Origin of the sequence: Microcystis sp. BLCC-F209 (genome assembly GCF_041928595.1) — a bacterium.
Lineage (GTDB): Bacteria > Cyanobacteriota > Cyanobacteriia > Cyanobacteriales > Microcystaceae > Microcystis.
In genome coordinates this window covers 1-6,297 of the sequence record NZ_JBHFLL010000069.1, presented here as the reverse complement: position 1 = coordinate 6,297, position 6,297 = coordinate 1, and the positions used below count along the sequence as shown (strand labels likewise).

The window sequence follows — 6,297 nt, the reverse complement described above, 5'->3', positions numbered from 1 at the left end:
AATTGAGTTGAGAAGTTTGCTATTTCGATCTTCCAACTCCCCACCATACCCCACTACCCCACACCCCACACCCCACACCCCAATTCATAATTCATAATTCATAATTCATAATTTCCACCTCCCCCCACTACCCCACACCCCACACCCCACACCCCAATTCATAATTCATAATTCATAATTTCCACCTCCCCCCACTACCCCACTACCCTACACCCCACTACCCCACACCCCACACCCCACTTTCCTATATTTTTAAAACAGGATTTAGTATTACTCCTCAAAGGCGGCTTTTTGCTGACGGACTAAATCGACACCACGGGAAGTTCCCAGACGGGTGGCCCCGGCCCGGATAAGAGCGATCGCTTGTTCTAGGGTGCGAATTCCGCCGGATGCTTTAATTCCTACCCGGCCTTTGCTAATTTCCTTGAGAAACTTGACATCGCTAACCGTTGCACCCCCAAACCAGCCGGTACTGGTTTTTAGATAACTGACTCCTGCATCCATGCAAATCTCCGCCGCTAAACGTTTCTCGGTGTCCGTCAGTTGCGAGGTTTCCAGAATCGCTTTTACCGTCTGGCCAGTTTCCTGACAAATACTAGCAATTTCTTGGAATAATTCCTCGGATTTCCCATCTTTCAGCCAACCGAGATTAATAACCACATCTAACTCCTTAGCGCCATTATCTAAGGCTTCTAAAGCCTCATAACGTTTAACTGCGGAGGTAGTGGCCCCTGCGGGAAAACCAATCACGGTAGAAACTAAAGTTTTTTTGCCGTGGAGTAACTGCACAGCTTGCTTAACGGCGGCGGGATAAACGCAGACGGTGGGAAAACGATATTGATCAGCCTGTTGACAGTAAGCCTCTAATTGTTCACTGGTGGCGGTGGGGATGAGGAGAGAATGGTCGATATATTGTGCTAAATCTAGATCAGAATCGGTGATAGCCATTATCTAAGCCTCAATATAGTCAATCGATCGCTATTTTCTCATTTTATGGAATTCACACAATAAAGTCATCTCTCGCTAACCTAGAAATTCCGAGACTAGCAAAGATCCAGTAACCTAGGAAGAAACCGTCACAAGTGAAGACTAGGAGAAAATAGACCTATGTTAGAAGCGTATCACCGCCACGTTGCCGACCGAGCGAAATTAGGTATCCCTCCCCTTCCCCTCAATGCTCAACAAACGGCGGAATTATGCGAAATGCTCAAAAATCCGTCCGAAGAACTCAAGGGAGAATTGCTGACCCTGCTGCGTGACCGTGTTCCCCCCGGAGTTGATGAAGCGGCCTACGTTAAAGCGGGATTTTTAACAGGAATTGCCAAAGGTGAAATAAAATCTAGCGTTATCTCCCCCCAGGGTGCGGTTAGCTTACTGGGAACCATGGTCGGTGGTTATAACGTTCATTCTCTGATTGAAATACTGAAATCCAGAGATATTAATATCGCCGCCGCCGCTGCCAGTGCTTTAAGTAAAACCCTGCTGGTATTCGACGCATTTAACGAGGTTTTGGAATTATCCGACACCAATCCCTATGCTAAACAGGTTATCGATGCTTGGGCCAATGGCGCTTGGTTTATCGCTAAACCGAAACTTGCTAAAGAAATTACCGTCACCGTCTTCAAAGTCCCGGGAGAAACCAATACAGATGACCTATCTCCCGCTCCCCATGCCACCACCCGGCCCGATATTCCCCTTCATGCTTTGGTAATGTTAGAAACCCGTCAACCGGGGTCTTTAGAAACCATTGCCGAATTGAAAAAATTAGGCCATCCGGTCGCCTATGTGGGGGATGTGGTTGGGACTGGTTCCAGCCGAAAATCGGCAATTAACTCGGTTCTCTGGCATATTGGCGATGATATTCCCTTTGTACCTAATAAACGTGCTGGTGGCTATATTTTAGGCAGTAAAATCGCCCCTATCTTCTTTAATACTGCTGAAGATTCCGGTGCTTTACCGCTTGAATGCGATGTTAGCCAAATGAACACGGGGGATGTGATTAAAATCTATCCCTACGAAGGCAAAATCACCAACGAAGCGGGCGCAACTATTAGCACCTTTAGCCTCAAACCTGAGACAATTCTGGATGAAGTGCGGGCCGGCGGTCGTATTCCCCTCTTAATCGGTCGCAGTCTCACCGATAAAACCCGTCACGCCTTGGGACTTGAGGCTAGTACCCTATTTACCCGTCCCACTATGCCTAATGACACGGGTAAAGGTTACACCCTAGCGCAAAAAATGGTCGGCAAAGCTTGCGGTTTACCCGGGGTGCGGCCGGGTACTTCCTGTGACCCAATTATGACTACGGTAGGGTCTCAGGATACCACCGGCCCGATGACCAGAGACGAGTTAAAAGAGTTAGCCTGTTTAGGTTTTAGCGCCGATTTAGTCATGCAGAGTTTCTGTCACACGGCAGCCTATCCCAAACCGGTTGATATTCAAACTCATCACCAATTACCGGACTTTTTCTCTACCCGGGGTGGGGTGGCTTTACGTCCGGGAGATGGCATTATTCACTCCTGGTTAAATCGGATGTTATTGCCGGATACGGTGGGGACTGGCGGCGATTCTCATACTCGTTTTCCCCTGGGAATTTCCTTTCCTGCGGGGTCGGGTTTAGTGGCATTTGCCGCCGCTTTGGGAGTAATGCCTTTGGATATGCCAGAATCGGTTTTAGTGCGTTTTACGGGGGAATTACAACCAGGTGTAACTCTGCGCGATATTGTTAATGCTATTCCCTACGTCGCCATCCAAGAAGGCAAATTAACCGTGGAAAAACAGAACAAAAAAAATGTTTTTAACGGTCGCATTATGGAGATGGAAGGGCTGCCGGATTTGAAATTAGAACAGGCTTTTGAGTTAACCGATGCCACGGCGGAACGTTCCTGTGCTGGTTGTACGATTAAGTTAAGTACCGAGACAGTGGCGGAATATTTACGCTCTAATGTGGCCCTGTTAAAAAATATGGCGGCCCGGGGTTATAGTGATGCCAAAACTATCCTACGTCGGGTAGCAAAAATGGAACAATGGTTAGCTAATCCTGTTCTGATGGAGGCGGATAAGGATGCCGAATATGCGGATATTATCACCGTCAACTTAAACGAGATTAAAGAACCAATTGTTGCTGCACCCAATGACCCCGATAATATCAAGTTAATGTCGGAATGCGCTGGGGATACAATTGATGAGGTGTTCATCGGTTCTTGTATGACTAATATTGGTCATTATCGCGCCGCCGCTAAGATATTAGAAGGTGCAGGAGTTGCTAAGGCTAAACTGTGGATTTGTCCCCCCACCCGCATGGATGAAAAACAATTGCGCGAGGAGGGAATGTACGGCATTTTTGCCGCTTCTGGGGCGCGTACCGAGATGCCTGGATGTTCCCTTTGTATGGGTAATCAAGCGCGGGTTGAAGACAGAGCGACGGTATTTTCTACCTCGACTCGTAACTTCAATAATCGCATGGGAAAAGATGCGCGAGTCTATCTCGGTTCCGCCGAATTAGCGGCAGTTTGTGCGCTGCTAGGACGCATTCCCACCGTTGAGGAATACCTCGCAATTGTCACCGAGAAAATTAATCCTTTTGCCAGCAATTTATACCGCTATTTGAACTTTAATGAAATCGCTGGTTTTGAGGATGAAGGCCGGGTAATTCCCCTAGAAGATTTACCTAAGATTGAGGATATCTTAGGGATTCCTTCTGGTGTTTTGAGTTAGTATGAAGTTGAGGGTGAGCTATGAAAAGCTCACCTTTTGTTCAGAAAATAAAGAGGTAAAATTTATGGGGATGCCCTGTGAAGTGAATAGTATTTTAAAGTTAAAACCATCTCAAGGTTATCCAGAAAGTTTGGAATTATCTAAACAGTATCAAGGGAGCAAAGAAGATTATAGAATTATTCCTGTTGATGTTCCCATTCCTTTGGTAAATGAACATTGGGTCGCCTACGCAGATGTTATCATTGAAAAATTAGTTTGGGAAAATCGTCAAACAACAGTTTTATTTAGAATTGATAGGATTTATCCAGTCCCTTTTATTGTCAAAGAAACTTGAAATTAGATGAAGGATCAACAACGAATAATTATTGCAAGAATTATTAAGTAGGTAGGCACAATTATTTGTAGGATGGGTTAGCGGTAGCGTAACCCATGCGGGCGTTGGGTTTCATGCTTCAACCCAACCTACGTTCATTTTATATTTAATTCCACCCACCTACTTAAGTATGAATTTGATTATTTTCTCAGAAAATTCAAGCCTTGGGAAAAGCTCATATTTTTGTTATACTTAATAGTAGCGATTGTGACAGGTTTAGGGGATGCAAGTTCATTTTTTACAGGAGAGAATAGTCCTATACCTAGGGAATGGAAATTATTAAAAAGTCCTCAAATAGTTACGATTATATCTATTATTATCTTAGGAATTCCTGTTCTACTCTCTCAAACACAGACTGGACAAGATACTGTTGAACTTTTAGAAACAATTCGCTTAAACATTGTGCCAGCAATCAGTAGTTCTTTAGAAGAATTATCTGTTAATATAAAACAAAAATTTAATCTAAAAGGCAATATCAGAGTATCCTTGTGGATACCAGTGAGACAAAAGTTATTTACTTGGAATCTCCAAATGGTATGTAAAACTAGCAATGTATCTGATAGGGAACTAGAGGCACTTGATAACAGTAGGGTTAAGACCTAAACCACAGAGGAAACTATTATGTCTGAGTCACTAAAACAACAGAGACAAGCACCTAGTTTAAAGTTAATTGAAATATTAGAAGATGGTAGTGCCAAAACTTTTATCTACGAAGATCCCGAAAAAAAGAGCAAATCCAGCTTTATTGCTCGAATAAAGGCTAAAATACAACAAAAATTCCGACCATCAGCTAATTAGTTCTTATGTATTTGCCAGATCATTTGTACACAAGGGGGTTATCTACCCCCTGATTTGTTTTTATAGTCATGACCGATTAGTTTGATACATTCTAGATACATGAAGCTCTTATCCTGTCTAGTATTAATATTCTCAATCTTAATTGAAATCGCTGGTTTTGAGGATGAAGGCCGGGTAATTCCCCTAGAAGATTTACCTAAGATTGAGGATATCTTAGGGATTCCTTCTGGTGTTTTGAGTTAGTTGACCGGTTATGGGTCATTTCGATCGAGGCGAAAGATTTCTTTTGATTTCGATCAAGATGACCCCTCTAACGATCGAATTTTCGACAATTATAGGATTTTTTTCGATATACGGAATGACAACTCGATAAAATAAAAATATGAAATTCGAGTGGGATCGACAAAAGAACCGAGCGAATATCATCAAGCACGATCTAGACTTCGCGGACGCGCAGCGGATATTTGAACATCCCATTCGAGTTTCCCTTGACGAACGAGAAAATTATGGCGAAGATCGATTGATAGGAATCGGTACGCTCGATGGCCGAGTGGTAGTTGTCGTTTTTACAGAACCGAGTAGAGATACAATTCGTATTATTTCACTTCGTAAAGCTTTACCCTATGAACGAAAACGATATGAACAATACCTCCGAGACGAATTGGGAGAAAGTTGACGCTCTTACGGAAGAGGAAATCGACACATCCGATATTCCGCCCTTAACCGAGGAGTTTTTTAGTAAATCGCAGTGGTGGAAACCTGTAGAGAAAGTAAATGTTCTTGTTCAAGTAGATCCCGAAACCCTAGCTTGGTTTCAATCACAGGGCGAGGATTGTGAACAAAAAATGTCCGCCGCTTTACGGATTTATGCGGAGGCTCACAAAGTATAGTCAAGTTTAGTTCGGGTACAAGCCACACAATAAAAAAGTTCGCTATCATTTTGAGCGGGATGAAAAGCCACACAATCTCATTTACCAATAAATCGCCTTAAATGAAATGATAAAAGTGAGTACGAAAAATTATGATTATAGATGTACCGACTGGAGATGATTTTAAATCCGCTGGCATTGATTTTTTAAATCTGGCTTGGGATACGCTGATAAGTTTATCTACAAAACTTAAGGATGCGGAATATTTTTATAATGTGTATTATAGCGATGAGAATGAAGAAGTAATCGATCAATTGTCATCTGAGCAATATTGGAAACAAGCACAACGTCCATTGAGTACAGCCCTTTCCCTTATTCAACAAGGAACCGAATTTCGGTTCTTCGGTTTGTCTTATGCAATGGACGGGGTTATAAGGGATGAAACCCTTATAGAAACAGACATTACTGCGATTTTTGTCAATTGTTTGCGATCTGGAGCGAACTAATCAATTAAATCTCTTGCCAGATAAGGATTTAGTC

General features: G+C 43.1%; 9 protein-coding genes. 8 read left to right on the top strand and 1 reads right to left on the bottom strand.

Annotated elements, in window-relative coordinates; genetic code table 11:
* Window positions 1-270: 270 nt before the first annotated feature.
* On the bottom strand, window positions 271-948 hold the full coding sequence (deoC, locus tag ACE1AQ_RS04185) for a deoxyribose-phosphate aldolase (RefSeq protein ID WP_110545936.1): 678 nt from the start codon (window positions 946-948) through the stop codon (window positions 271-273).
* Window positions 949-1,107: 159 nt separating this feature from the next.
* Between deoC and acnB the strand changes: the two genes are divergently transcribed.
* The 8 genes from acnB (at window position 1,108) to ACE1AQ_RS04145 (ending at window position 6,263) form a co-directional block, all read left to right on the top strand.
* On the top strand, window positions 1,108-3,717 hold the full coding sequence (acnB, locus tag ACE1AQ_RS04180; protein WP_008197952.1) for a bifunctional aconitate hydratase 2/2-methylisocitrate dehydratase: 2,610 nt from the start codon (window positions 1,108-1,110) through the stop codon (window positions 3,715-3,717).
* A gap of 64 nt (window positions 3,718-3,781) precedes the next feature.
* Window positions 3,782-4,051: a DUF2584 domain-containing protein gene (locus ACE1AQ_RS04175; RefSeq protein WP_002761370.1), complete on the top strand. Its 270-nt coding sequence runs from the start codon at window positions 3,782-3,784 to the stop codon at window positions 4,049-4,051.
* Between the two features lie 222 nt (window positions 4,052-4,273).
* Window positions 4,274-4,693, top strand: coding sequence for a hypothetical protein (locus ACE1AQ_RS04170; RefSeq protein ID WP_253257779.1), 420 nt, complete (start codon window positions 4,274-4,276; stop codon window positions 4,691-4,693).
* An 18-nt stretch (window positions 4,694-4,711) separates the two neighbouring features.
* Window positions 4,712-4,888 carry a hypothetical protein gene (locus ACE1AQ_RS04165; protein ID WP_002797259.1) on the top strand — a complete coding sequence of 59 codons (177 nt, stop codon included), beginning with the start codon at window positions 4,712-4,714 and terminating at the stop codon, window positions 4,886-4,888.
* A 99-nt stretch (window positions 4,889-4,987) separates the two neighbouring features.
* Window positions 4,988-5,131, top strand: coding sequence for a hypothetical protein (locus tag ACE1AQ_RS04160; RefSeq protein WP_002761373.1), 144 nt, complete (start codon window positions 4,988-4,990; stop codon window positions 5,129-5,131).
* Window positions 5,132-5,270: 139 nt separating this feature from the next.
* Window positions 5,271-5,564: a BrnT family toxin gene (locus ACE1AQ_RS04155; protein WP_002735016.1), complete on the top strand. Its 294-nt coding sequence runs from the start codon at window positions 5,271-5,273 to the stop codon at window positions 5,562-5,564.
* The gene (locus ACE1AQ_RS04150) at window positions 5,512-5,778 is read left to right on the top strand and encodes a BrnA antitoxin family protein (RefSeq protein WP_008197961.1); all 267 of its coding nucleotides are present in this window, start codon (window positions 5,512-5,514) and stop codon (window positions 5,776-5,778) included. The genes ACE1AQ_RS04155 and ACE1AQ_RS04150 overlap by 53 nt, the downstream gene beginning before the upstream one ends.
* A gap of 131 nt (window positions 5,779-5,909) precedes the next feature.
* Window positions 5,910-6,263: a hypothetical protein gene (locus tag ACE1AQ_RS04145; protein WP_002732513.1), complete on the top strand. Its 354-nt coding sequence runs from the start codon at window positions 5,910-5,912 to the stop codon at window positions 6,261-6,263.
* The last annotated feature ends 34 nt before the right edge of the window (window positions 6,264-6,297 follow it).